Origin of the sequence: Fulvimonas sp. R45, from assembly GCF_030504985.1 — a bacterium.
Lineage (GTDB): Bacteria > Pseudomonadota > Gammaproteobacteria > Xanthomonadales > Rhodanobacteraceae > Rhodanobacter_A.
Genome location: NZ_JASERU010000024.1, coordinates 18,216 through 44,307 on the forward strand (window position 1 = coordinate 18,216; position 26,092 = coordinate 44,307).

A 26,092-nucleotide genomic window follows, 5' to 3' on the forward strand; every position below is an offset into this window, starting at 1 on the left:
CGTGACAGGGGTGATCCACATGGCCTGGTTCAAGCGCACTACCCGCAAGCCGACCGCATCCGACGCGCCCGCTGCCGGCACCAGCCTGCCGCCGCGCCGGCCGCTGGCGCTGGCGCTGGAGCCGCGCGTGATGTTCGACGGCGCCGCCGTGGTCACCGCCGCGCAGTTCACCGCCCCCCCGCCGGCGCATGCCGCGCCCGCCGCGCACGACGTGGCGCACGACGTGGCCCGCCACGAGCCTGCCGCGCTGCTGCCGCACGAGCTGGCGCAGCGCGTCTTCCACGACCCGGGCGACCACGACGCTGCGGCCCACGCGGCGACGGCCGGCGGTCGCAACGTGCTGTTCGTCGATGCCCGCGTGCAGGACGCCGGCGAGCTGCTGGCCCACGTGCGTCCCGGCACCGAAGTGGTCTACCTGGACCAGGGCCGCGACGGCCTGACGCAGATGCGCGACTACCTCGACGCGCACCCCGGTGCCGCCTCGGTGCAGATCATCGCCCACGGCAACGACGGCGACCTGTGGCTGGGCGGCACCTACCTGTCGGCCGACAACATCGGCCAGCACGCGGGCGAGCTGGCGCGGATCGGCGCCGACATGCGGCCCGGCGGCGACATCCTGATCTACGCCTGCAACACCGCCGCCGGCGACAAGGGCGCGGCCTTCGTCACCTCACTGGCCCAGCTCACCCATCGCGACGTGGCCGCCTCCAACGACCGCACCGGCGCCGGCTCCGACTGGGACCTGGAAGTCACCACCGGCACCATCGACGCCACGCCGGTGCTGTCGGCGGCCGACGAGGCGGGCTATGCGCACGACCTGGCCACCCTTACCGTCACCACCAATGCCGACAGCGGCGCCGGCTCGCTGCGGGCCGAGATCGCCGCCGCGGGCAACGGCGACACCATCACCTTCGCCAGCGGCATGACGATCAGCCTGTCCACGCATGCCGCGGGTGATTCGCTGCTGGTCATCAACAAGAACCTCACCATCGAGGGCGACATCGACGGCAACGGCACCGCCGACGTGATCCTGGACGGCCATTACAACGGCCGGGTGGTGGACATCACCGCGGGCAGCACGGTCACCCTGGATGGCCTGGTGATCGAGCACGGCCTGCTTTCGGGGAGCGGCGGCGACGGGACCAGCGCCGCGGCCCTGAATGGCGGCGACGCCCTGGGGGCCGGCATCCGCAACGCCGGCAGCCTGACCCTGAAGGACGTGACCGTCACCGGCAACCGGGCGGCCGGCGGCGGCGGCGCGTCCTTTACGTCGAACAACAACGTCTACGGCGCCGGCGGCACGACCTACGGCTTCGGTGGCGGCGGCGGCGGCGGCTACGCAGGCATCGGCGGCGGCGCCGGCGGTGCGGCGAACATCACCAACCCGAGCGGCGCGGGCCGCACCCTGGGCAGCAACGGGATCGGCGGTACCGGTGGGCAGTCTTTCGACTACGGCGGCCACGGTTACGGCGGCGGTGGCGGTTCGACCACCGGGGGCGTGGGCGCCTACCAGGCATCGACCCTTGGCGGCGGCAGCGGCGGCACGGCCGGCGGCATCGGCGGTGGCGGTGGCGGCTGGGGCAATACCGGCGGCGCCTCGGGGCGCGGCGGCGATGCGGCGGGCGGCATCTTCAACAGCGGTACGCTGACCATCCGCCATTCGAGCATCACCAACAATGCCGCGGCTGGCGGCGGCGGCGCCGGCCCGTCGTTCGGCGGGGGCTCGACCTACGTGGCGGGTGCCGGCGGCGTAGCCGCGGGCGGCATCCTCAATCGCGGCAGCTTGCAGATCGATACGGCCACGGTCGCCTCGTTCAGCGGCAACGCCGCCGCGGGCGGCGAACGGGGCGAACTGGGCAGTTCGAACCCCTCGCACCCGGCGACGACCAGCCAGCCGGATTCCATGAATGATGCCGGCGGCAGCAGTACCACACTGCCGTCCGCAAGCATCACCAGCGCCACCTACAACGCCGCCACCGGCGTGCTGACCGTGACCGGCACCGACATGACGGCCGGCGACACGATCGATGCAGGCAAGCTCACGCTGACCGGCCAGGGCGGCGGCAGCTATACCCTCACCTCCGGCAGCGTGACCGCCAGCAGCGGCACGACGTTCTCCATCACGCTGAACGCGGCCGACAAGCTGGCCGTCAACGGCCTGCTCGACAAGAACGGCACCCGCTCGGTCGACGCGACGACCTTCAACCTGGCCGCCGCCGCCAACTGGGACAGCACGGCCGGCGCCTCGGCCGACCTGAGCGGCAACGGCATCACCGTCGGCAACGTAGCGTCGCCGACCATCACCTCCGCCACCTACGACGCCAATACCCATGTATTGACCGTCACCGGCACCGGACTCGTCGGCACGCTCGGCGCGAACAACGACATCACCGTCTCGAAGCTGACCCTCACCGGCGAGGGCGGCGCCACCTACACGCTGACCAGCGCCAACGTCGAGGTCACCAGCGCCACCTCGTTCTCCGTGACGCTCGACGCCACGGACCGGGCGCAGGTCGAGCAGATGTTCAACAAGGACGGCACCAGCTCGACCGGCGGCACCACCTACAACCTGGCGGCGGCGGACGACTGGGACAGCGTCATCAACGATACCGACACGTCCGATGTCGCCGGCAACGGCATCACCGTCAGCAACGTGGCGGTGCCGGCCATCACGTCGGCGACCTACGACGCGGGCACCGGCACCGTGGTGGTGACCGGCACCGGCTTCCTGCCGTTGAACGGCGCAGCCAACGACATCGTCGCCGACAAGTTCACCTTCACCGGCGAGGGCGGGGCCACCTACACGCTGACCGACACCGCCAATGTCGACATCACCTCGGGCACCAGCTTCACGCTGGTCCTGAGCGCCACCGACAAGGCGGGCGTCGACGCGCTCGTCAACAAGGACGGCACCAGCTCGACCGGCGGCACCACCTACAACCTGGCCGCCGCCGAGGACTGGGCGGCCGGCGCCGACGCGGCCGTGGTCGTGGCCGACACCACCGGCAACGGCATCACCGTCAGCAACGTGGCGGTACCGGCCATCACGTCGGCGACCTACGACGCGAGCACCGGCACCGTGGTGGTGACCGGCACCGGCTTCCTGCCGTTGAACGGCGCAGCCAACGACATCGTCGCCGACAAGTTCACCTTCACCGGCGAGGGCGGGGCCACCTACACGCTGACCGACACCGCCAATGTCGACATCACCTCAGGCACCAGCTTCACGCTGGTCCTGAGCGCCACCGACAAGGCGGCGATCGACCGGATCGTCGACAAGGACGGCACCAGCTCGGCCGGCGGCACCACCTACAACCTGGCCGCCGCCGAGGACTGGGCGGCCGGCGCCGACGCGGCCGTGGTCGTGGCCGACACGACCGGCAACGGCATCACCGCCAGCCACGTGGATGCCACGCCGGTGGTGACCTCCAGCGGCGGCACCACCGCCTTCGTCGAAGGCACGCCGGTGGCGGTGGACGGCGGCCTCACCCTGGGCGACGCGGACAACGCCACCCTGGCCAGCGCCACCGTGGCGCTGACGGGCGGTTTCCATGCCGGCCAGGACGTGCTGTCGTTCGCCAACGACGGCAGCACCATGGGCAACATCACGGCCACCTATGACGCCGCCACCGGCGTGGCGACGCTGACCTCGGCGGGCGGGACGGCCACGCTGGCACAATGGCAGGCGGCGCTGCGCGCGGTGACCTACACCGACACGTCCGACGATCCGGACAGCAGCGCCCGCACGGTCAGCTTCACGGTCAATGACGGCACCCGCGACAGCGTCGCCGCCGCCAAGGCGGTGAGCGTCACCGGCGTCAACGACGCGCCCACGGTATCCGCCATCGCCAATCCCGCGCCCCATTTCACCGAGGGCGGCAGTGCGGTGGCGCTGTTCGCCGGCGCATCCATCAACACGGTGGAAGCGGGCCAGGACATCCACGCGCTGACCGTGACGGTCGCCGGGGTGGCCGATGGCGCCGCGGAAATTCTCAGCGTGGACGGCACCGCCGTGGCGCTGACCGATGGCAACAGCGTCACGACCGCCACCCACGGCTACACGGTGGCCGTGACGCTGGCCGGCGGCACCGCCACCGTCGCCATCACCCGGCCCGGCGACTACAGCACCGCCGACGCGGAGGCGCTGGTCAACGGCCTCGCCTACAGCAACAGCAGCGACAACCCCACGGTCGCCGGCGGCCGCACCATCACCCTGGCCAGCATCCAGGACAACGGCGGCACCGCCAACGGCGGCGTGGACACCGCCACGCCCGGCATCGGCGAGACCGTCGTCCTCACCGCCGTCAACGATGCGCCGGTGGTGACCACCAGCGGCGGCGCGGCCAGCTTCGTGGCCGGCGACAACGTCGCCAGTGCGCCGGTGGCGGTCGACGGCGGCCTCACCGTGTCGGACGTGGACAACACGTCGCTGGCGTCGGCGACGGTAAGCGTCACCGGCGGCTTCCATGCCGGCGAGGACGTGCTCGCGTTCGCCAACGACGGCACGACGATGGGCAACATCGCGGCCAGCTACGACTCGTCCACCGGCGTCATGACGCTGACCTCGGCGGGCGGCACGGCGACGCTGACGCAGTGGCAGGCGGCGCTGCGCTCGGTGACCTACACCGACACGGCGATCACCCCCGACGCGGCCACGCGCACGGTGAGCTTCACCGTCAACGACGGCACCGACGACAGCACGATCGCCACGCGTGCGGTGACGGTGACCGACGTGGACCAGACCCCGGTCGTCACCGCCACGGGCGGCACGACCGGCTATACCGGCGGCGCCGCGGCGGTGACGATCGACAGCGGCATCGCGGTGAGCGACCGGGACAACGCCACGCTGGTCTCGGCGACGGCCAGCATCGACGCCGGCAACTTCCAGGCCGGCGACACGCTGGCCTTCAGCAACACGTCCGCGGCGACCTACGGCAACATCGTCGGCAGCTACGCCGCCACGACGGGCGTGCTGACGCTGACCTCGGCGGGCGGCACGGCGACGCTGGCGCAGTGGCAGGCGGCGCTGGACGCGGTGACGTTCTCCGCGGGCGCCGCCACGCAGCCGGGCGACCGCGCGATCCATTTCGCGGTCAGCGACGGCACCAAGAGCAGCGCGGTGGCTACCGACACGGTGTCGGTGGACGCCCCGCCGATCCTGACGGCCGACGCAGGCTCGGCCGCATTCGTGGCCGGCGACAACGTGGCCGGCACGCCGGTGGTGGTGGACGGCGGCATCACCGTGACGGACCTGAGCAGCGGCACGCTGGCGTCGGCGACGGCAAGCATCACGGGGGGCTTCCACGCCGGCGAAGACGTGCTGTCGTTCACCAACGACGGCGCGACGATGGGCAACATCGTCGCCTCGTACAACGCGGCCACCGGCGCGCTGACGCTGACCTCGGCGGGCGGCACCGCCACGCTGGCGCAATGGCAGGCGGCGCTGCGCTCGGTGACCTACACCGACACGGCGATCACCCCCGACACGACCACGCGCACGGTCGGCTTCACCGCAGTGGACGGCAATGGCCATGCCAGCGCCACGGTGGCCCGCACGGTGACGGTGACCGACGTGGACCAGACGCCGATCGTGACCACCACGGGCGGCACCACGGACTACGTCGGCGGCACGTCGGCCGTGACGATCGACGGCGGCATCGTGGTGAGCGACCTGGACAACACCTCGCAGTCGACGGGCATCGTCTCGATCGCCGGTGGCTTCCACACCGGGGACACGCTCACGTTCGTCAACACGAACTCCACGACGTTCGGCAACATCGTCGGTTCGTACAACGCGGCGACGGGCGTGCTGACGCTGACCTCGTCGGGCGCGACGGCGAGCAACGCCCAATGGGCCCACGCCTTGTCGGCGGTGACGTTCTCGGCCAGCGGCTCGGCCACGCCGGGCAGCCGCACGATCGACTTCGCGATCAACGATGGCTCGAAGTCCAGCGCGGTGGCCACCGACACGGTGGACGTCCTCGGCCCGCCGCAGATCACCACCGACTCCGGCTCCACCTCGTTCGTCGCCGGCGACAACACGATCTCGACGCCGGTGGCGATTGACGCCGGCCTCACCGTGACCGACGCCAGCAGTTCGACGCTGGCGTCGGCAACGATCGCCATCACCGGCAACTTCCATGCCGGCGAAGATGCACTGTCGTTCACCAACGACGGCGCGACGATGGGCAACATCGTCGCCTCGTACAACGCGGCTACCGGCGTGCTGACGCTGACCTCGGCCGGGGCCACGGCCACGCTGGCGCAGTGGCAGAGCGCGCTGGACTCGGTGACGTACACGGACACGGCGGTCACGCCCGCCACGACCACGCGTACGGTCAGCTTCACCGCGGTGGACGGCGCAGGCACCACCAGCAACACGGCCACGCGCACGATCACGGTGACGGCCGTCGACCAGACGCCGATCGTGACCACCACGGGCGGCACCACGGACTACGTGTCCAGCACCGTGGCGGTCACGATCGACGGCGGCATCACCGTGTCCGACCTGGACAACGCCACCCAGTCCTCGGCCACGGTCGCGATCGGCGCGGGCTTCCACAGCGGCGACGTGCTCGGTTTCATCAATACCAGTTCGGCGAACTTCGGCAACATCGTCGGTTCGTACAACGCGGCGACAGGCGTGCTGACGCTGACCTCGTCGGGTGCGACGGCGACGGATGCGCAGTGGTCCAACGCGTTGTCGTCGGTGACCTTCTCCAGCGCCAGCACCAGCTACGGCAGCCGTACGATCGAGTTCGCGACCAACGACGGCTCGAAATCCAGCGCCGTGGCCATCGACACGGTCGATCTGCTCGGCCTGCCGAAGGTCACCGACGTCAGCAGCACCACGCCCGACGGCAGCTACAAGGTCGGCGACACGATCTACCTCACGGTCACCTTCGATCAGGCGGTCGTGGTGGACGACGCGGGCGGCACGCCGACCTTGCGGATGGAGACCGGCAGCATCGACCACGACGCGGTCTACGTCTCCGGCTCGGGCAGCGACACGCTGACCTTCGCCTATACCGTGCAGGCCGGCGACGCCAGCCCCGACCTGGACTACGCCTCGACCTCGGCGCTCACGCTCGACGGCGGCACCATCCGCAGCAGCGCAGGCGTCGATGCGGTACTGACCCTGCCGGCCACGGGCGGCGCCCGTTCGGTCGCCGGCCAGCACGCCATCGTGGTGGACGGCATCGCCCCGACCGTGGTCTCGGTCGACGCGCCGGCCAACGGCACCTATGTTGCCGGCCAGCAGCTCGATTTCACGGTCAACTACAGCGAAGCGGTGACGGTGGACACCAGCGGCGGCACGCCCCGCATCGCCGTCACCCTGGACACCGGCGGCACCGTCTACGCCGACTACGTGTCCGGCAGCGGCACTACGGCGCTGGTATTCCGCTACACCGTGGCGGCCGGGCAGAACGACGCCACCGGCGTCACCCTGGCCGGCGCCATCGACACCCACGGCGGCGCCATCCACGACGGGGTCGGCAATGCCGAGGTCGATGCGCTCAACGGCGTCGCTTCGACAGCCGCCGTGCTTGTCGATGCCGTGCCGCCCACGGCCAGCATCGCGTTGTCCGACGTGGCGCTGAAGGTGGGCGACACGTCCACCGTGACCATCACCTTCAGCGAGAAGGTGGTAGGCCTCGACGTGGGCGACTTCACCGTGGATCACGGCACCCTGAGCGGCCTGGCCACCACCGACGGCGGTGTCACCTGGACGGCGACCTTCACGCCCACGGCCGACGTGACCGACGCCAGCAATGCCATCACCCTGAACAACGCGGGTTACACCGACACGGCCGGCAACGCCGGGGCGGGCACCACGACGTCGCCGAACTATGCCATCGACACCACGCGCCCGACGGCGACCATCGCCCTGTCCGACGTTGCGCTGAAGGTAGGTGATACCAGCATGGTAACCATTACCTTCAGCGAAGCGGTAAGCGGCCTCGACGCCAGTGACTTCACCGTCGACCATGGCACCTTGAGTGGCCTGGCCACGACGGACGGTGGCGTGACGTGGACGGCCACGTTCACGCCCACGGCGAACGTCACCGACGCCAGCAACGTCATCACCCTGGACAACACCGGCTACACCGACGCAGCGGGCAACACCGGCACAGGTACCACGGCGTCGCCGAACTACGCCATCGACACGGCACGCCCGACGGCGACCATCGCCCTGTCCGACGTGGCGTTGAAGATAGGCGACACGTCCACCGTGACGATCACCTTCAGCGAGGCGGTAAGCGGCCTGGATGCCAGCGACTTCACCGTGGATCACGGCACCTTGAGTGGCCTGGCCACGACGGACGGTGGCGTGACGTGGACGGCGACGTTCACCCCGGCGTCGAACGTCACCGACACCAGCAACGTCATCACGCTGGACAACACCGGCTACACCGATGCCGCCGGCAACACCGGCACGGGCACGACCACTTCACCGAACTACGCCATCGACACGGCACGCCCGACAGCGACCATCGCCCTGTCCGACGTGGCGCTGAAGGTGGGCGACACCAGCACGGTGACCATTACCTTCAGCGAAGCGGTGAGCGGCCTCGACGCCAGCGACTTCACCGTGGATCACGGCACCTTGAACGGCCTGGTCACGACGGACGGTGGCGTGACCTGGACGGCGACGTTCACGCCCTCGGCCAACGTCACCGGCACCAATAACGTCATCACGCTGGACAACACCGGCTACACCGATACCGCCGGCAACACCGGCACGGGCACGACCACTTCACCGAACTACGCCATCGACACCGCGCGCCCCACCGCGACCATCGCCCTGTCCGACGTGGCGTTGAAGGTGGGCGACACCAGCACGGTGACGATCACCTTCAGCGAAGCGGTGAGCGGCCTCGACGCCAGCGACTTCACCGTGGATCACGGCACCTTGAGCGGCCTGGCCACGACGGACGGGGGCGTGACCTGGACGGCCATGTTCACCCCGGCGGCGAACGTCACCGACACCAGCAACGTCATCATGCTGGACAACACCGGCTACACCGATACCGCCGGCAACACCGGCACGGGCACGACCACTTCACCGAACTACGCCATCGACACCGCGCGCCCCACCGCGACCATCGCCCTGTCCGACGTGGCGCTGAAGGTGGGCGACACCAGCACGGTGACGATTACCTTCAGCGAAGCGGTGAGCGGCCTCGACGCCAGCGACTTCACCGTCGACCATGGCACCTTGAGCGGCCTGACCACCACCGACGGTGGCGTCACCTGGACGGCCACGTTCACGCCCGCGGCCAACGTCACCGACGCCAGCAACGTCATCACGCTGGACAGCACGGGCTACACCGACGCGGCCGGCAACACCGGCGCCAGCGTGGCGCACTCGCCGGATTACGCGGTGGATACGCAGCCGCCGCAGCTGCTTTCGATCGCGCGCAATGATGCGCAGACCAACAGCGGGCAGCATGGGGTGAGCTACACCATCACCTTCAGCGAGGACGTCACCGGCCTCACCACGGCGGACCTGCAACTGGTGCTGGGCGGCAACGCGCACGCCTCGATCCGGCAGGTCACGGCCGTGGACGGGCATACCTACGTGGTGCAGCTCGACCACGTGGGCGGTACCGGCTCCCTGCGCCTGGACATGGCGCCGACCGGCATCGCCGACCTGGCCGGCAACCCGCTGGCGGCGGGCGGCCAGGGCGAGGTCTACACCATCGGCGGCGTGCAGCCGGTGCTGTTGCCGCCGCCGGAGCACGCGACGCCGCCTGCATCGCCATGGTTCACGCCACCGGCGCTTGTGCCGTCGTCCGGGACGGGGGCGTTGCCGACCATTGATTTCCAGCCGGCGGTGCCGGCGTGGCAGGCGGGTGGACTGGCGTTCGGGCAGGCAGGCGATGTGTCCGGCCTGGGCGGAATGTCGCACGTACCGCCCGATCATGCCTTGCCGGACATCGTCGCCGTGCCCAACGTACTGCCACTGGACGCGGGGTCGGCGTTCGCGCTGCCGCTGGCCGGGCCCGCCGGTCGCGACATGCCCGTGCAGGTATCGCTGGCCGATGGCCGGCCGCTGCCGGACTGGTTGCATTTCGACCCGGTGGCCGGCGTGCTCGCGGGCAAGGCGCCTGCCGGTTCGGGCGAGGCGCTGGTGCTGCGCGTGGTCTACATCGATGGCCACGGCCAGGTGCATGCCCGCACGCTGGAGTTGCGCGTGGTCGGCGGCACACCGGTGCACGGGGCGCTGCCGGGACGGCACGGCGCCGATGCCAGCGTGTCGCCACCATCGCCGCTGCCGGCCGGCAAGCCGCCGCTGCATGCGCAGTTCGGCGCAGTGCGCCAGGCCGGCCTGGTCGACCACGCCGCCTTGCTGCGCCAGCTCGCCGTGGCGCAGCGCCACGCCTCGACGACGGTGGCGCCATGAGCCGCCGGAAGCCGTCCCGTCGTTCCCATTCCGCTTTTCCCTTTTTGAAGAGGTGTGCCTTGGACTCCGCCATGAAGCCACGCAAGATTCTCGCCGCCACGCTGGCCACCGTCCTGCTGGGCGGCTGCGCCGCCCACCTGCAGCCGATCACCCAGGCCGAGCGCGCCGCCGCGGTCCAGTCCGACGAGCAGGCCATGTTCGGCCACCAGGCGCCCGTCGCCGGGCCGATCACGCTGGACGAGGCGATGGCGCGCGCGCTGAAGTACAACCTCGATCACCGGGTGAAGATGATGGAGGACGCGCTGGCGCACCGGCAGCTCGACCTGGCCAACGTCGACCTGCTGCCCCAGCTCACCGCCTCGGCCGGCTACACCTCGCGCGACAACGTGCTGGCCTCGTCCTCGCAGGACATCTACACCGGCCAGCAATCGCTGGTGCCGTCCACCTCCAGCGATCGCCAGGCCCGCAATGCCGGCCTCGGGCTGTCCTGGAACATTCTCGATTTTGGCGTGAGCTACTACGCCGCACACCAGCAGGCCGACCGCGTGCTGGCCTCGCGCGAACGTCGCCGCAAGGTCGTGCAGATGCTCATGCAGCAGACCCGCCAGGCCTACTGGCAGGCGGCCGGCGCCCAGAAGCTGCAGGCGCAGATCGCGCCCTTGCTGGCCCAGGCGAAGCAGGCGCTGGACGACTCGCGCACCATCGAGAGCAAGGGCCTGAACGACCCGCTGAAGTCGCTGGCCTACCAGCGCGAACTGATCGACACGGTGCTGCAGCTGGAAGGCATCCGCGACGAGCTGGCGCAGGCCAAGCCCAAGCTGGCCTCGATCATGGACCTGCCGCCGGGCAAGCCGTTCCAGCTGGCGCCGCCGAGCAGCTTCCCGATGCCGGCGCTGGACATCGCACCGGACAAGATGGAGCAGATCGCGCTGATGCACCGGCCCGAGCTGCTGGAGGCCGACTACCAGGAACGCATCGGCCTGGCCGAGACCAGGAAGGCGATGGCCAAGCTGCTGCCCGGCGTGGAACTGAGCGTGGGCGCGCACTACGACAGCAACGACTTCCTGGTCAACAACACCTGGCGCGACGCCGGCGTGCAGGTGAGCTGGAACCTGCTCAACCTGTTCAACGCCAAGCGCATCAAGGCCGCCGCCAAGGCGCAGTACGACCTGGCCCGCGAACAGCGGCTGGCGCTGAACATGGCGGTGCTGACCCAGGTGCACGTGGCCTGGATCGACTACAACAGCCGGCGCACCCAGTTCGAGCTGACCCGGCAGTTGAACGACGTCGAGCAGCGCATCCTCGAACACACCCGCAACGCCACCGAGGCCAGCGCCGAAGGCAAGCTGGCCGAGATCCGCGCCGCCACCAGCGCGCTGATGTCCGAGCTGCGCCTGTACCAGAACTACGCCGCCTTCCAGGGCGCCTATGGCCAGATGATCGCCAGCCTGGGCCTCGACCCGGTGCCGGCCAAGGTGACCGGCTACGACCTGCCGACCCTGAGCAAGGCCATCCGCGACACGGAAAGCGAATGGGCGCACCCGTCCACCACGGGGGCCGTCGCGAAGTGACGAAAGGTGCGATGGCAGTCGCCGCCACGTGGGCGGCATGCGCGGGACTGGCGCTGGCGCAGGTGGCGCCGGTGCCGCAGGCCGGGGAAGGCGGCGGGCGCATCCGTGCCCAGCTGGCCGCGCCCAGCGATGTGGAGATCTCCAGCGAGATCGCGGCCAAGATCGCGCGCCTGCCGCTGAAGGAAGGCGACAGCTTCGCCAGGGGCGCGCTGCTGGTGGAGTTCGACTGCGGCCTGTACCGGGCGCAACTGGCCAAGGCCCAGGCCACCGCGACGGCGGCGACGCGCCAGCTCGACGTCACCCGGCAGCTGGCCAAGCTGCATTCGGTGGGCGCGATGGACGTGGCCCAGGCCCAGGCGCACGCCAAGGAAGCCGCCGCCGATGCCGACTACATGCGCACCACGGTGGACAAGTGCAGCATCCGCGCGCCGTTTACCGGCCGCGTGGCCAAGCGCGACGCGGCGCCGTACGAGTACGTCGTGCCGGGCAAGCCGCTGCTGGAGATCCTCGAAACCGGCGCGCTGGAAGTGAAGCTGATCGTGCCCTCGCGCTGGCTGGCCACGCTGAAGCCGGGTACCCGTTTCGTGCTGCACATGGACGACCTGGGTACCGACGTCGATGCCGAGGTGGTGCGCATCGGCGCGCGTATCGATCCGGTCAGCCAGACCGTGTCGATCAGCGGCCGCATCGTCGGCGAGCAGCCGCGGCTGCTGCCCGGGATGAGCGGCTGGGCCAGCTTCCCCGGCCACCCATGAGCACGGTCAACGCGTCCATCCAGGGACTGCTCGGCCTGCTCCAGCTGGGCCAGCGCGCGCGCGCGGCCGATACCGCCGAGGCGCTGGGCTTCATCGCGGTGAACGAGGCGCGCACGGTGTTCGCCTATCGCCAGGCCGCGCTGTGGCGTGAGGGCGCGGGCGGCGTGGTGGCGCTGTCCGGCGTGCCGCAGGTGGAACGCGATGCGCCCTACGTGCAATGGCTGGCGCGGCTGTTCCGCGCGATCGCCCCGGTGAACGCGCCGAAGGCGATCGACCCGGCGGCGCTGCCGGTCCTGCTGGCCGAGGAATGGTCGACCTGGCTGCCGCAGCATGCGCTGGCGATCCCGCTGGTCTCGTCGGTGGGCGGCGTGCGCGGCGTGCTGCTGCTGGCCCGCGAACAGGCGTGGTCGGACGAGGAGAAGGCGCTGGCCGGCGAACTCGGCGCCCTGTTCGGCCATGCGCTGCACGCGCTGCGCCCGCGCGAGGCGTTGTGGCAGCGCGTCCGCGGCCTGCTGCGCCAGCGTCGCGCGTGGTGGAAGGTGGCGCTGGGCCTGCTGGTGGTCAGCCTGGTCCCGGTGCGCCTGTCCGCGCTGGCGCAGGCCGAGGTCACCCCGGTCGACCCGTTCGTGGTGCGCACGCCGCTGGACGGCGTGATCGACCGCATGCAGGTGCAGCCCAACCAGCCGGTGAAGGCCGGTACGCCGCTGTTCGACCTGGACGCCACCACCCTGCGCAGCCGCTACGACGCCGCGCGCAAGGCCTTCGAGGCGGCGCAGGAGGAATACCAGCAGAGCGCGCAGCAGGCCGTCACCGACGACAAGAGCCGGCTGGAGATGGCCGAGCGACGCGGCGACATGGCGCAGAAGGCGGTCGACATGAACTTCGCCGCCGACCAGCTCGCCCGCGTGCAGGTGAAGGCCGCGCGCGAGGGCGTGGCGGTCTTCGCCGACGTCAACGACTGGACCGGCAAGGCGGTGTCGGTGGGCGAGAAGGTGCTGGTGCTGGCCGACCCGGGCAAGGTGGAATTGACCGGCTACCTGCCGGTGGCCGACCAGATCGCGCTCAAGCCCGGCGCCGACGTCACCTTCTACCCCAAGGCCTCGCCGTTCACCGCCTACCATGCCAGGGTGGAAACCGTGGCCTATCGCGCCGCGCCCACCGACGAGGCGGTGCTGGCCTACCGGGTGAAGGCGCGCTTCGTGTCAGGCGAGCCGGTGCCGCGGCTGGGCCTGATGGGCACCGCGCGGCTGTACGCCGGCCGCGTGCCGCTGATCTACTACCTGCTGCGCCGGCCGCTGGCCAGCCTGCGGCAGTGGCTGGGCTGAGCGCATGCAGGAAGCTTCCGCCACGCCGCCGCTGCGGTTGCCGCCGCTGCGCCAGGAACTGACCCTGCGTCCGGCGCCGGCCGCGCCCGACGGCACGCCCACCTGGACCCTGCACGACCCCGCCGCCAACCGCTTCTACCAGATCGGCTGGGCCGCGTTCGAGATCCTCTCGCGCTGGACGCTGGGCGAAGCCGACGCGGTGGTGGCCGCGGTGAACGCGCAGACCACGCTGCGGATCGACCACGATGACGTGTCCTCGCTGCTGCAGTTCCTGTCCAGCCACCACCTGCTGATGGCCGCCGGCGCCCAGGACAGCGAACAGCTCCGGCAGGCGGCCAGGCGCCACCAGCTGTCGGTGGGCAAGTGGCTGCTGAAGAACTACCTGTTCCTGCGCGTGCCGCTGGTGCGGCCGATGCCGTTCCTGCGCCGGGTGTCGCCGTGGGTGGGTTTCGTCTACCGGCCCGCCTTCTGGTGGCTGGTCGGCGCGGTGGCCCTGCTCGGCCTGTACCTGGTGTCGCGGCAGTGGGAACACTTCGCGCACACCTTCCACGCCTACACCACCTGGCAGGGCCTGCTCGGACTGGCGCTGGCGCTGAGCTTCGCCAAGGTGGTGCACGAGATGGGCCACGCGCTCACCGCCTACCGGCACGGCTGCAAGGTGCCGGCCATGGGCGTGGGCTTGCTGGTGATGTGGCCGGTGCTGTTCACCGACACCAGCGAGGCGTGGAAGCTGCCGTCGCGGCGGCAGCGCCTGCAGATCGCCATGGCCGGCGTGCTGGCGGAACTGGCGCTGGCCGCGTTCGCCACCTTGCTGTGGAACGTCCTGCCCGACGGACCGCTGCGCGCCGGCGTGTTCATGCTGGCCACCAGCACCTGGGTGGCGACCCTGGCGATCAACGCCAGCCCGTTCACCCGCTTCGACGGCTACTACGTGCTGAGCGACTGGTGGAACGTGCCCAACCTGCACGAGCGCGCGTTCGCGCTGGGCCGCTGGTGGCTGCGCGAGCAGTTGTTCGGCTTCGGCGATCCGTTGCCGGAAGTGTTCCCGCCGCGGCTGCAGCGCAAGCTGATCGTGTTCACCCTGGTCACCTGGGTGTACCGCTTCGTCCTGTTCCTTTCCATCTCGCTGCTGGTGTTCCACTTCTTCTTCCGCGCGCTGGGCATCGTGCTGATGTGCGTGGAGCTGGGCTGGTTCCTGGGGCTGCCGATCCTGCGCGAACTGCAGGTGTGGTGGCGTCGCCGCCACGGCATGCACTGGAACCGGCGCACCGTGCGCACGGCGGTGCTGGCCGCGCTGCTGGCCCTGTGGCTGTTCGTGCCGTGGCAGAATGCGGTGCGCGTGCCGGCGGTGCTGGAACGCGCGCAGGCGCAGGTGGTGTACGCGCCGCGCGCCGCCGAGGTGGTGCAGCTCAAGGTGCACGATGGCGACATGGTGCATGCCGGCGAGGTGCTGCTGGTGCTGCGTTCGCCGGAGCTGGATTACCGCCTGAAGGCCGCCGGGCAGCAGGCTGCGCGCAGCAAGTGGGAACTCGACCAGCAACCGTTCAACGACGACCTGCGCGCGCTTGGCCCGGCCCTGCGCAAGCGCTGGGAAACCGCGCAGCAGCTGGTCGACGGCTATCGCGCAGAACAGCAGCGGCTGACCCTGAAGGCGCCGTTCGACGGTCGCGTGGTCGACGTCGACCCGGCGCTGCACCAGGGCGGCTGGCTGCGCGGCGGCGAGCAGGTGCTGGGCGTGATCGGCGACGCCGGGGTGAAGGGCGAGGCCTTCGCCGGCGAATCCGACCTGGCGCGCCTGCGCGCCGGCCAGCGCCTGCGTTTCGTGCCGCGCATGCTGGAGGCGGCGGAGCTGCACTGCACGGTCGGCGGCGTGGACCGCCTCAACCTGGCCTCGCTCGACGAACCGTACGTGGCCAGCGTCTACGGCGGCCCGATATCGAGCCTGCATCGCCCCGACGGCACCCTGGTGCCGCTGGATTCCACCTTCCGCGTCCGCTTCGGCCACTGCGACCGCGACGCCTACGAACCGGCCAGCGAACTGTCGGGCCAGGCCGTCATCACCGGCGAGTCACGCAGCGTGGCCGGACGGTTCCTGCGCTGGCTGACGGCATTGCTGCGCCGCGAGGTGAGCTTCTAGAAGCTGCCCGCGATCTGCCCGGCCGCCCCTTCCCGTCATTCCCGCGCAGGCCACTGCTGTCCGGGATAATCCGGGGACGCCGCTGGAGAGTGAAGGTCCAGGCTGTTTATACGAGATGCAGCAAGGGGGCGACTTCATTTCTGGTAGCGACCACCTCTCCGGCTCGTCATCCCGGCGCAGGCCGGACAAGCGCGCAGCGCGCAGAACGCCCGCAGGGCGGCTCCGAAGGGGCGAGCGCAGCGAGTCATCCAGTAGCGACCACGCTTACTCAGGCCGTACGGCTACTGGATGACGAGGACAAGGGCCTGGGCACGGGCAAGGACGACTACGGCCTGTCGCTGGACCTGTACAAGGTGGTCGGCGACTGGACCACGTTCGGCGGCGTGGGCTGGATGAAGTACACCAGCTCGCAGTACATCCAGCTGAAGAACGCCTTCAACGCCAACCTCGGCGCCGAATACAGGCTCAGCCGCGACGACAGCTTCGGCGCGTACTACTACTACCGCCAGCGCGTCGCCGAGGGCGGCGCGCCGCAGAGCGAGCTGACCGGCTACTGGAACCACAGGCTCGGCGACAGCTGGCGCCTGCAGGCCTACGTGATGGGCGGCTTCGCCGACGGCAGCCCGGACTACGGCGTGGGCGCCACGCTGAAGTACACGTTCTGATCTATCTCCCGGATGCCGTGCGCCCCGGCGCACGGCATCCCGTGTCAGCGCCGCCGCGAGCCGCGCAGGCTGTCGATCGAGAAGCTGGCGATCTCGCCGCCGCCCGGCGTCCGGCGCGACTGGCCGGGCGGCGGGCCCCAGGCGTGCGCGGTCACCACTTCCCACGTCGCGGGGATGCGGCCGTCCACGCGCATCGCCTCGTAGGCGTCGAGCATGGCGCGGTAGCGCGACTTGCGGGTGAGCCCGCGCGCGCGCGCGGCGTCGGCGTTGGTGGCGCCCAGTCCCTGCAACTCTTCCAGCAGCTTGCGCGGCGCGCTGTAGGTGAGCGTGTAGCGGTCCACGTCCAGCACCGGGTCGCGCAGGCCGGCGTTGATCATCGCGTCGCCCACGTCGTGCATGTCGAGGAAACGGCTCACGTGCGGCTGGCCGTCGGCGGCGGCCCAGGCGGCGCGCAGTTCCTTCAGCGTGTCGGGGCCGAAGGTGGAGAAGGCCAGCAGGCCGCCCGGCCTGAGCACGCGCACGCACTCGCCGAACAGCGCGGGCAGGTCGTCGATCCACTGGAAGCACAGGTTGGAATGCAGCACGTCCACGCTGTGGTCGGGCAGCGGCAGCGCGGTGGCGTCGGCGCAGACGCGCTGGAACGGCTTCAGCCAGCCGCTGTGGCGCTTCGCCTCGCGCAACATGGGCAGCGCGGCGTCCAGCGCGATCACCCGCGCTTTCGGCCAGCGCTTCTTCAACTGCGCGGTGCCGCGGCCGGGGCCGGCGCCCACGTCGACGACCAGCGACGGTTCTTCCAGATAGAAGTCCAGGCGGCCGAGCAGGGTTTCCTGCACCTCGCGCTGCAGGGCAGCGTGGCGTTCGTAGCTGTGCGCGGCGCGGCCGAAGTGGCGGCGCACCTGCGCGCGATCGACGTGGAATCCGCTCATGCCGTGGCCTCCGCCGCGAAGCCGGCCAGCAGCGGTTGCAGTGCTTCGGCCACCGCGCCGGCATGGCCGAAGAACGGCGCGTGGCCGGCGTGGGCGACTTCGGTGAACCCGCCGCGCGCGGCGTCGGCCGAGGCCTGCATGGCGAGCGGGTGCACCAGCCGGTCGCGGCGGCCGGCGATCCACGCGTTCGGCACCGCGAGTTGCGGCAGGCGGTCGCGCAGGTCGGCGGTTTCCAGCACCCGCAGGCCCTCCTGCAATACGCGCAGTTCCGGCTCGCCGCGGGCGAAGGCCAGCGCGCGCAGCTGGCGCAGTTCGGCGCGCGGGTCGGGGCTGCCCATCGCCTCCAGGGCCATGAAGCGCTCCAGCGTGGCGTGGTAGTCGGTTTCGAGGTCGCTGGCGAGCTGCTGCACCATCGCGGCGTCGTTGCCGTGCGGCCAGTCCGGTGCGCGCAGGAAGCGCGGCGTGGCGCAGAGCATGGCCAGGCCACGCGCGTGACGCGGGTTCTCCAGCGCGGCGGTCAGCGCCACCAGCCCGCCCAGCGACCAGCCCAGCCACACGGCCGGCGGCGTGGCGGCGGCGATGGCTTCGGCGCAGGCGCGCGGCTCCAGCGGCAGGCCGCAATCGCGCGAGCGGCCGTGGCCGGGCAGGTCCACCACGTACATCGTGCAACGCGCCTGCAGCGCCTCGACCAGCGGGGCGAACAGGCCGCCGTGCATGGCCCAGCCGTGGATCAGCACCAGCGGCACGGGGCCGTGGCCGGCCTGTTCGACGTAGAGCGTCATGCGCGAACTTCCACGGTCGTGCCTGTTTCCTTCTCCCCTCCGGGGAGAAGGTGGCCCGACCTGCCGGTGTGGATGCACCCGCGGAACGGCGAAGCCGCCCCGTAGGGCGAGCGCCAGGGATGGCGCGAGTCAGGGCCGGATGAGGGGCGGGTGCTCGCGGAGGTGTTGACGGGGGCGTGGCTTGTAGCCGTGCCGTCGCAAGGTTGGCCCCTCACCCCGGCGGGGAGAGGGAGCAAATCCGGGCCCAGCGTGCCGCGCTCGTCGAACACGAAGCAGCCGCCCTCCCAGTGCGCGCCGCCGGTGTCCTCGAAGTACTTGAGGATGCCGCCGTCGAGCTGCAGCACGTGGTCGATGCCCATCGCGCGCAGGTGCAGCGCGGCCTTCTCGCAGCGGATGCCGCCGGTGCAGTACGACACCACGGTCTTGCCCTCGTAGCGCGCGCGGTCGGCGGCGACGGCGGCGGGCAGCTCGGTGAAGCGGGCCAGGCGGTAGTCCACCGCCTGCGGGAACTTGCCGGCGTCGGTCTCGTAGGCGTTGCGGGTGTCCAGCAGCATGACCTCGCGGCCGTCGTCGTCGTGGCCCTGGTCGAGCCAGCGCTTGAGCGTGGCCGCGTCCACCGCCGGCGCGCGACCGGCTTCCGGCCGGATCGCCGGCGCGCGCAAGGTGATGATCTCCTGCTTCAGCCGCACGCGCAGGCGGCCGAACGGCGCCGTGTCGGACCACGACGCCTTGGCCTCCAGCCCGGCGAAGCGCGGGTCGCCGCGCAGTTCGTCCATGAAGGCGCCGACGGCTTCAGGCGCGCCGGCGAGGAACAGGTTGATGCCTTCCGGCGCAAGCAGGATGGTGCCCTTGAGCGCGAGGGCCTCGGCGCGCGCGCGCAGGCGCTCGCGCAGCGCGGGCAGGTCGTCCAGGCCGACGAAGCGATAGGCGGAGAGGTTGAGGACAGGCATGCAGGGAAACGGGCGGGATCGACGCATGATTATAGGCGGTGTGCCCGCCCTCCTCGCCGACACCGCCGCCGGCCGCGGCTGACACGCCGCGACCCGGCGCACGCACGCGGCGTCGCGGTGCGCGACGACAGACCACGGCCGGGGCCTCGGGGCACGCTGCACCGGCCCCGATCCGGGGCGTGCGACCGGAAGGACTCGACATGAAGACAGGCATGGTCATCGCCGCCGCCGGGCTGCTTGGGCTCGGGATTTCCGCGGCATCCGCGCAACCGGCGGCGGTATCCGCCGCAGCGGCCGCGCGCTACACCGACCTCACCAACACGCTGCAGGACGATGCGGACATCGATGCGTGGTACGGCATCACCAACGCCCTGCGGCGCGACTTCGACGACATCTGCGGCGACACCTTCTGCGAGGGCGACTACAGCGACATCATGTCGTTGCGTTTCGTCTGTTCCGCCGACGCGGCGACGGGCGAGATCGGCCAATGCGTGTGGAGCTTCGCCGCCAGCGACGAGCGGATCGGCGAACGTCATGGACGGGTGCGTGCGTCGATTCCCGGCTGGCGCTGCGTCAGTCCGCTGGCGCCGCACACCACGGTCCACGAACTGCTGGCCGCGCTGGCGGTGGCGCATCCGCTGCAGGCGCCGCTGCCGCGGACCGGGGCCACGCTGTACGACGGGCTCAGCGACTGCCTGTAGCGGCGGCATGACCGGGTTCCGGGGCGTGGCCATGCAGGCAATCGGCCAGCGCATCGAGCAGGCGGTCGACGTCGGCCTCCCCATGCGCCGCGGACAGGGTGATGCGCAGCCGCGCCTGGCCGCGCGGCACGGTAGGCGGGCGGATCGCGCCGACCAGGAAGCCGCGTTGCTCCAGCGACCGCGCGGCCTCCAGCGCGGCCTGCGCATCGCCCAGCAGCAGTGGCTGGATCGCGCTGGGCGACGGCAGCAGCGGCAGGCCGAGTTCGCCCGCGCCGGCGCGGAAACGGGCGACCAGCGCGGCGAGCTTTTCGCGGCGCCAGCCTTCCCCGCGCGCGAGGACGACCGCGGCATGGGCGGCCGCGGCCAGCGCGGGCGGCATCGCGGTGGTGTAGATGTAGGGGCGGGCGAATTGCACCAGCCCGTCGACCAGCGCGGCGGAGCCGGCGACGAAGGCGCCGCTGCAGCCCAGCGCCTTGCCCAGCGTGGCCATCAGCACCGGCACCTCGCGCGGGCCGAGGCCGGCGGCGGCCACGCTGCCGGCGCCGTCCGTGCCCAGCACGCCGAGGCCGTGCGCGTCGTCCACCATCAGCGTGGCGTGTTCGCGCGCGCACAGCGCGGCCAGCGCGGTGAGCGGCGCCACGTCGCCGTCCATGCTGAACACGCCGTCGGTGGCGAGCAGGGCGGCGGCGCCCGGCCGGCCTTGCAGCTGGCGCGCGGCGGCGTCGGCGTCGGCGTGCGGGTAGCGTTTCAGCTCGGCGCCGGCGAGCCGTACGCCGTCGAGCAGGCAGGCGTGGTTGAGCTTGTCCTCGACGCAGACGTCGCCGCGTTCCAGCAGCGCCTGCAGCGTGCCGAGGTTGGCCATGTAGCCGGTGGAGAACAGCAGCGCGCGTTCGCGGCCGGTCCACTCGGCCAGCGCCTCCTCCAGCATCGCGTGTTCGCGGCGGTGGCCGCAGATCAGGTGTGCCGAGGTGCTGCCCACGCCTTCGTCGTCGGCGGCGCGCTTCAGTGCGGCGATCAGCTGCGGGTGCTGCGCCAGGCCCAGGTAGTCGTTGCCGCAGAAGCCGAGCAGGCGGCGGCCGCCGGCTTCCAGCCAGGCGCCCTCGGCGTGGTCGATCGCGCGCAGGCGCCGGCGCAGGCCGTCGCGTTCGCGTGCGGCCGTCTGGACGGCGATGCGCTGGAGCAGGTCTGGACGGGTCACGACGTGTGCTTCAGTTCAAGGGGCCCGGTGCGTACCGGCGACCCCACCCGCGCACTGCACGGGCGCCACCGGGTGAACCCCGTTCCCGACAGCCGGAGAAAGACTCCGCCGCGCGACGGCCACGGATCACGCTGCCGCGCTGCAGCCGCAGCCGTGGCCGCAGCCGGCCGCCTCGCTTTCCAGGATGTCGGCGTGCACCGTGCCCGGCTGCTCGACCACCTCCATCGCGCGCAGGTCGAGCCGGCGGAACAGCGCCTGGTCGTGTTCCACGTCGGGGTTGCCGGTGGTAAGCAGCTTCTCGCCGTAGAAGATCGAACCGGCGCCGGCGAAGAAGCACAGCGCCTGCACCGCGTCGTCCATCTGCTGGCGGCCGGCGGACAGCCGCACCACCGAGCGCGGCATCAGGATGCGCGCCACCGCGATGGCGCGCACGAACTCGAATGGATCGAGCTTCTCCTGGTTCGCCAGCGGCGTGCCGGGCACCGCCACCAGCTGGTTGATCGGCACCGACTCGGGGTGCGCGGGCAGGTTGGCCAGCGCCTGCAGCAGGCCGGCGCGCTGCGCGCGCGTCTCGCCCATGCCGACGATGCCGCCGCAGCAGGTCTTCAGGCCGGCGTCGCGCACCTGTTCCAGCGTGTCGAGGCGGTCCTGGTACTCGCGGGTGTGGATGATCTCGCCGTAGAACTCCGGCGCGGTGTCGATGTTGTGGTTGTAGTAGTCCAGGCCCGCGTCCTTGAGCTGCTGCGCGTGGCCGTCGCCGAGCAGGCCCAGCGTGGCGCAGGTCTCCAGGCCCAGGTCCTTCACCGCACGCACGATCGCGGCCACCTTGGGAATGTCGCGGTCCTTCGGCCCGCGCCACGCCGCGCCCATGCAGAAGCGGCTGGCGCCGGCGGCCTTGGCGGCCTTCGCGCGCGCCAGCACGTCGTCCACGTCCATCAGCTTCTGCGCCTGCACGCCGGTGTCGTAGCGGGCCGCCTGCGGGCAGTAGGCGCAGTCCTCCGGGCAGCCGCCGGTCTTGATCGAGAGCAGGGTGGACACCTGCACCGCGTTCGGGTCGTGGTGCGCGCGGTGCACCGTGTGGGCGCGGTAGACCAGTTCGTTGAACGGCAGGTCGAACAGCGCGAGCACTTCGTCGCGCGTCCAGTCGTGGCGGATCGGAGTATCGGTCACGGCGATGGCTTCGTGGGGAGACGGGCGGCGAGTGTGGAAGCCGCCCGACAAGCTGTCAACCATGAGACATGGACTGACAGTTGACGATGCGCCGGCGCATGGCGGCACTACCATCGGCATCGGGACACAGGGAGAACGGACGTGCGGAAGAACGCGCAGGCATGGATCGCCGGCATCGGGCGCTGGCTGCTGCCGCCTCGTTGCCTGTTGTGCGGCGTCGCTGGCGACGGCGACATCGACCTGTGCGCCGCCTGCGCCGCGGAGCTGCCGCGCAACCGCAACTGCTGCGCGCGCTGCGCCTTGCCGCTGGCCGCGCCCGCCGCGCTGTGCGGCCTGTGCCAGCGACACCCGCCGCCATGGGACGCGGCCTGGGCGCCATTCCGTTATGCGTGGCCGCTGAGCCGGCTGGAATCGGGCTACAAGTTCGGTGCCGAGCTGGCCGCCGGTCGCGCGTTGTCGGCGCTGTGGCAGCGCGAGCCGCCGGTCCTCCCGTTGCCGCAACTGATCCTGCCGGTGCCGCTGCACCACGCGCGCCTGCGCCGGCGCGGCTACAACCAGGCGCTGGAACTGGCCCGGCCGCTGGCGCGCCATTGCGGCGTACCGTTGCGCCACGACGTGCTGCAACGCCTGCGCGCCACCGACGCGCAGACCGAACTCGACGCCGCCGCGCGCCGCCGCAACGTGCGCGGCGCCTTCGCCGTGCGCGCCGGCCTGGCGCTGCCCGCCCACGTGGCGGTGCTCGACGACGTGATGACCACCGGCGCCACCCTGGCCGAATGCGCCCGCGCGCTGAAGCGCGCCGGCGTGCGACGGGTGGACGTGTGGGCCTTGGCGCGTGCGCCGTCGCCGCGCGGTTAGCGGAAGGGCCGGCATGGCGCCTGTCCGGGGCCGGCGTGGAGGCGGCAATCGGACGCAAGGGCGGCTGCCAAGCTGGTCACGCGCAGCATGCGTGCCCCTCCACGGACGCGGGTCGGGACGCAGGCATGCCTTGGCCGCGTGCCGCACTTCGTCAGGCGCCCCCTGCCCGCGCCCCGGCCAGGAGCCCCCATGCCCGTCGACGAACAGTTCCTGCGCGAGGCCATCACCCTGGCCCACGACAACGCGGGCTGCGGCGGGCGCCCGTTCGGTGCCGTGGTCGTCAGGGACGGGGACGAAGATCTCTACGCGTATCGGCGCCGCCAGGTCGGGCCGGGCTGACGATCTACTTCACCGCCAGCGCCAGCACGATGCCGATCCACACCGCCAGCCCCCACCAGTTGTTGTGGCGGAAAGCGGCCAGACACGGGCCGCGTTCGCGCCTGCGGATCAGCCACAGCTGGTACGCGAACAGGCCGGCGGCGACCAGCAGCGCCAGCCAGTACGGCCAGCCCAGCTGCGCGCGCTGGCCCACGAACAGCATCGCCAGCAGCAGCGTCGCCATCAGGATGCCGAGGATCGGCAGGTCGGCGTCGCCGAACAGGATCGCGGTGGACTTCGCGCCGGCCTTCAGGTCGTCGTCGCGGTCCACCATCGCGTACTCGGTGTCGTACACCACCGACCACAGGATGTTGGCGATGAACAGCAGCCAGCCCAGCGGCGGCACCGTGCCCAGCACGGCGGCGAACGCCATCGGGATCGACCAGCCGAACGCCGCGCCCAGCACCACCTGCGGCAGGTAGGTCCAGCGCTTGGTGAACGGGTAGGTCGCGGCCAGCGCGGCGCCGGCGAAGGACAGCTTGATCGTCAGCGCGTTGGTGAACAGCACCAGCACGAAGGCGAACGCCAGCAGCGCGGCAAACACCACCAGCGCCTCGCGCGGGGTCACCCGGCCGCTGGCGATGGGCCGTCCCGCGGTGCGCGCCACCTGCGGGTCCAGCTTGCGGTCGGCGAAATCGTTGATCGCGCAGCCGGCCGCGCGCATCGCGAACACGCCGAGGGTGAAGATCACGAGCAGCTTCCACGGCGGGAAATCGCCCGCCGCCAGCCACAGCGCCCACCACGTCGGCCACAGCAGCAGCAGCGCGCCGATCGGGCGGTCCATGCGGGTGAGCACCAGGTAGTCGTGCGCCTTCTCGCGGTAACGCGGGGGCAGCTTGTGCAGCAGCCAGTCCAGCACGCGGCTGGCGCGGGTGGAGCTGTCGGCCGGACGCGCCGTGGCCGGTGCGGCCGCGCGTCGCGTCGGCAACGACGCCGGGGGAGGGGATCTGCGCCGCTGGCGCTTGCGCGGGGTGGGTGCCATCGGCCCAGTTTAGCGTGCGCGGGCGACGGGGATGGCGTGATGCGGCGCAGGAAACGCACCGCTTTGCCCGGGCGCGGGATGCCGGTGTTCAGCGGTCCAACGGACTGGTCACGCCGTGCCCGCCGCGGTTCAACACGTGCGTGTAGATCTGCGTGGTCTTCACGTCCTTGTGGCCCAGCAGTTCCTGGATCGTGCGCAGGTCGTGCCCGGCTTCGAGCAGGTGCGTGGCGAAGGAGTGGCGCAGGGTATGGCAGGTGGCCGGCTTGGCGATCCCGGCCCGGACCCGGGCCGACTTCACCGCGCGCTGCAGCGACGATTCGTCGAGGTGATGGCGCCGCTCGGTACCGTCGCGCGGATCCAGGCTGCGGACCGACGCGGGAAACACGTACTGCCATCCCCACTCGATGGCGGCATCGGGGTATTTCCGGGCCAGTGCGCCGGGCAGCCACACCCGCCCGAAGCCGGCCAGTTTGTCGCGTTCATGCAGGCGTGCGGTTTCACGCAATTGCGCCTGCAACGGCTCCCGCACCGCCAGGATGGCCAGGAACCGCTCGACCTCCGGCGCGCCCATGTCGGCCGGGTGCCGCTTGCCATGGGCCAGGATGAAGCGCCGTAACCACCCGACATACGCCTCCTCGCTGCGCCGGGCCATGCCCAGCCTGCGCATGCGCCCGCGCACCTGATCCAGCAGCTTCGGGCGCCGTTCCGCCGCGTCGCTTGCCCCTTGTGCCGCTTCGTGGAAGGATGCGGTCATCATCGTCTCCAGCGTGGCCAAACGCTGCGAGATTAGGCGGCAGGATTAGGCTGCACACAGGGGAGAAAGTCGTTGATTCTTGTAGGGCAATGCCGTGCTGCGCGCGTTGACTGCGCGGGATAGGCTGCGGGATTACATTGCATTTTGGGATCTACTTTGAGTTAGAACTCACCATGCTTCGATGGCTCGCAGAAAAAATTCCGGCGCATCTCCCAAAGGCGTTTGTCATTGGGCTGGCTTGCTGGGGCGTGGCTGCAATACTCATGGGCGCTGCCTTTGCGTGTGTAAAACTTGGCTGGCATGCCGCCTACATGATGGTCTTCGCAGCTATCTTCATCTGCATTCTTGGCTTCATGGGGAGCGTCGCTTGGTTCCTGGTGGAGCGAACCTCAGGTCGCGTAACCAAGTGGCGCGGCTAAGTTCTAACAACTCGTGTATGGACTCCTCATGCAACTAGCCCGGAGTGCTGCAGCAGTCGATGCGGGGTGAATGAATCGGTTGCAGTCGTGTATTCGGCCTTGGGGTGAGCGAA

General features: G+C 71.0%; 17 protein-coding genes. 10 read left to right on the plus strand and 7 right to left on the minus strand.

The window, feature by feature from the left end:
* Positions 1-19: 19 nt before the first annotated feature.
* From QMK61_RS16055 to QMK61_RS16080, 6 genes are all read left to right on the plus strand, one after another.
* The gene (locus tag QMK61_RS16055; RefSeq protein ID WP_302073245.1) at positions 20-10,408 is read left to right on the plus strand and encodes an Ig-like domain-containing protein; all 10,389 of its coding nucleotides are present in this window, start codon (positions 20-22) and stop codon (positions 10,406-10,408) included.
* 71 nt (positions 10,409-10,479) lie between these two features.
* Positions 10,480-11,979 carry a TolC family protein gene (locus QMK61_RS16060; RefSeq protein WP_302073246.1) on the plus strand — a complete coding sequence of 500 codons (1,500 nt, stop codon included), beginning with the start codon at positions 10,480-10,482 and terminating at the stop codon, positions 11,977-11,979.
* 11 nt (positions 11,980-11,990) lie between these two features.
* Positions 11,991-12,734, plus strand: coding sequence for an efflux RND transporter periplasmic adaptor subunit (locus QMK61_RS16065; protein ID WP_302073247.1), 744 nt, complete (start codon positions 11,991-11,993; stop codon positions 12,732-12,734).
* Positions 12,731-14,059 carry an HlyD family efflux transporter periplasmic adaptor subunit gene (locus QMK61_RS16070; RefSeq protein WP_302073248.1) on the plus strand — a complete coding sequence of 443 codons (1,329 nt, stop codon included), beginning with the start codon at positions 12,731-12,733 and terminating at the stop codon, positions 14,057-14,059. Before QMK61_RS16065 ends, QMK61_RS16070 begins: the two co-directional genes overlap by 4 nt.
* 4 nt (positions 14,060-14,063) lie before the next feature.
* Positions 14,064-16,196 carry an HlyD family efflux transporter periplasmic adaptor subunit gene (locus QMK61_RS16075; protein WP_302073249.1) on the plus strand — a complete coding sequence of 711 codons (2,133 nt, stop codon included), beginning with the start codon at positions 14,064-14,066 and terminating at the stop codon, positions 16,194-16,196.
* Positions 16,197-16,549: 353 nt separating this feature from the next.
* Positions 16,550-16,861, plus strand: coding sequence for a hypothetical protein (locus QMK61_RS16080; protein ID WP_302073250.1), 312 nt, complete (start codon positions 16,550-16,552; stop codon positions 16,859-16,861).
* 44 nt (positions 16,862-16,905) lie between these two features.
* On the opposite strand, the gene bioC is transcribed toward QMK61_RS16080, so the two are convergent.
* Genes bioC through QMK61_RS16095 form a run of 3 tightly spaced genes read right to left on the minus strand, consistent with a single transcriptional unit; the run spans position 16,906 to position 19,519 of the window.
* Positions 16,906-17,787 (minus strand): malonyl-ACP O-methyltransferase BioC, encoded by an 882-nt coding sequence (bioC, locus tag QMK61_RS16085; protein ID WP_302073251.1) that lies wholly within the window; start codon positions 17,785-17,787, stop codon positions 16,906-16,908.
* The gene (bioH, locus tag QMK61_RS16090; protein ID WP_302073252.1) at positions 17,784-18,569 is read right to left on the minus strand and encodes a pimeloyl-ACP methyl ester esterase BioH; all 786 of its coding nucleotides are present in this window, start codon (positions 18,567-18,569) and stop codon (positions 17,784-17,786) included. The genes bioC and bioH overlap by 4 nt, the downstream gene beginning before the upstream one ends.
* Positions 18,566-19,519, minus strand: a complete 954-nt coding sequence (locus QMK61_RS16095) for a sulfurtransferase (RefSeq protein ID WP_302073253.1) — start codon at positions 19,517-19,519, stop codon at positions 18,566-18,568. The genes bioH and QMK61_RS16095 overlap by 4 nt, the downstream gene beginning before the upstream one ends.
* A gap of 200 nt (positions 19,520-19,719) precedes the next feature.
* Between QMK61_RS16095 and QMK61_RS16100 the strand changes: the two genes are divergently transcribed.
* The gene (locus QMK61_RS16100) at positions 19,720-20,220 is read left to right on the plus strand and encodes a hypothetical protein (protein ID WP_302073254.1); all 501 of its coding nucleotides are present in this window, start codon (positions 19,720-19,722) and stop codon (positions 20,218-20,220) included.
* On the opposite strand, the gene bioF is transcribed toward QMK61_RS16100, so the two are convergent.
* Both bioF and bioB read right to left on the minus strand, forming a co-directional pair.
* A complete protein-coding gene (gene bioF / locus QMK61_RS16105) occupies positions 20,204-21,418 on the minus strand; it encodes an 8-amino-7-oxononanoate synthase (RefSeq protein ID WP_302073255.1) in 1,215 nt (404 codons plus the stop codon). The two genes, QMK61_RS16100 and bioF, sit on opposite strands and share 17 nt — an antisense overlap.
* Before the next feature lie 126 nt (positions 21,419-21,544).
* Positions 21,545-22,588, minus strand: coding sequence for a biotin synthase BioB (gene bioB, locus QMK61_RS16110; RefSeq protein ID WP_302073256.1), 1,044 nt, complete (start codon positions 22,586-22,588; stop codon positions 21,545-21,547).
* 141 nt (positions 22,589-22,729) lie between these two features.
* On the opposite strand from bioB, the gene QMK61_RS16115 reads away from it, so the two are divergent.
* Both QMK61_RS16115 and QMK61_RS16120 read left to right on the plus strand, forming a co-directional pair.
* Positions 22,730-23,446, plus strand: coding sequence for a ComF family protein (locus tag QMK61_RS16115; RefSeq protein WP_302073257.1), 717 nt, complete (start codon positions 22,730-22,732; stop codon positions 23,444-23,446).
* 189 nt (positions 23,447-23,635) lie between these two features.
* Complete coding sequence (locus QMK61_RS16120) at positions 23,636-23,785, plus strand: hypothetical protein (protein WP_302073258.1); 150 nt, start codon at positions 23,636-23,638, stop codon at positions 23,783-23,785.
* 4 nt (positions 23,786-23,789) lie between these two features.
* Here the strand turns inward: QMK61_RS16120 and ubiA are convergent, their stop codons facing one another.
* On the minus strand, positions 23,790-24,683 hold the full coding sequence (gene ubiA, locus QMK61_RS16125) for a 4-hydroxybenzoate octaprenyltransferase (protein ID WP_302073261.1): 894 nt from the start codon (positions 24,681-24,683) through the stop codon (positions 23,790-23,792).
* 211 nt (positions 24,684-24,894) lie between these two features.
* Positions 24,895-25,560 carry a tyrosine-type recombinase/integrase gene (locus tag QMK61_RS16130; protein ID WP_302073259.1) on the minus strand — a complete coding sequence of 222 codons (666 nt, stop codon included), beginning with the start codon at positions 25,558-25,560 and terminating at the stop codon, positions 24,895-24,897.
* A 173-nt stretch (positions 25,561-25,733) separates the two neighbouring features.
* Here QMK61_RS16130 and QMK61_RS16135 point away from each other — a divergent pair, with 173 nt between their 5' ends.
* Positions 25,734-25,979, plus strand: coding sequence for a hypothetical protein (locus QMK61_RS16135; protein ID WP_302073260.1), 246 nt, complete (start codon positions 25,734-25,736; stop codon positions 25,977-25,979).
* Positions 25,980-26,092: the final 113 nt, after the last annotated feature.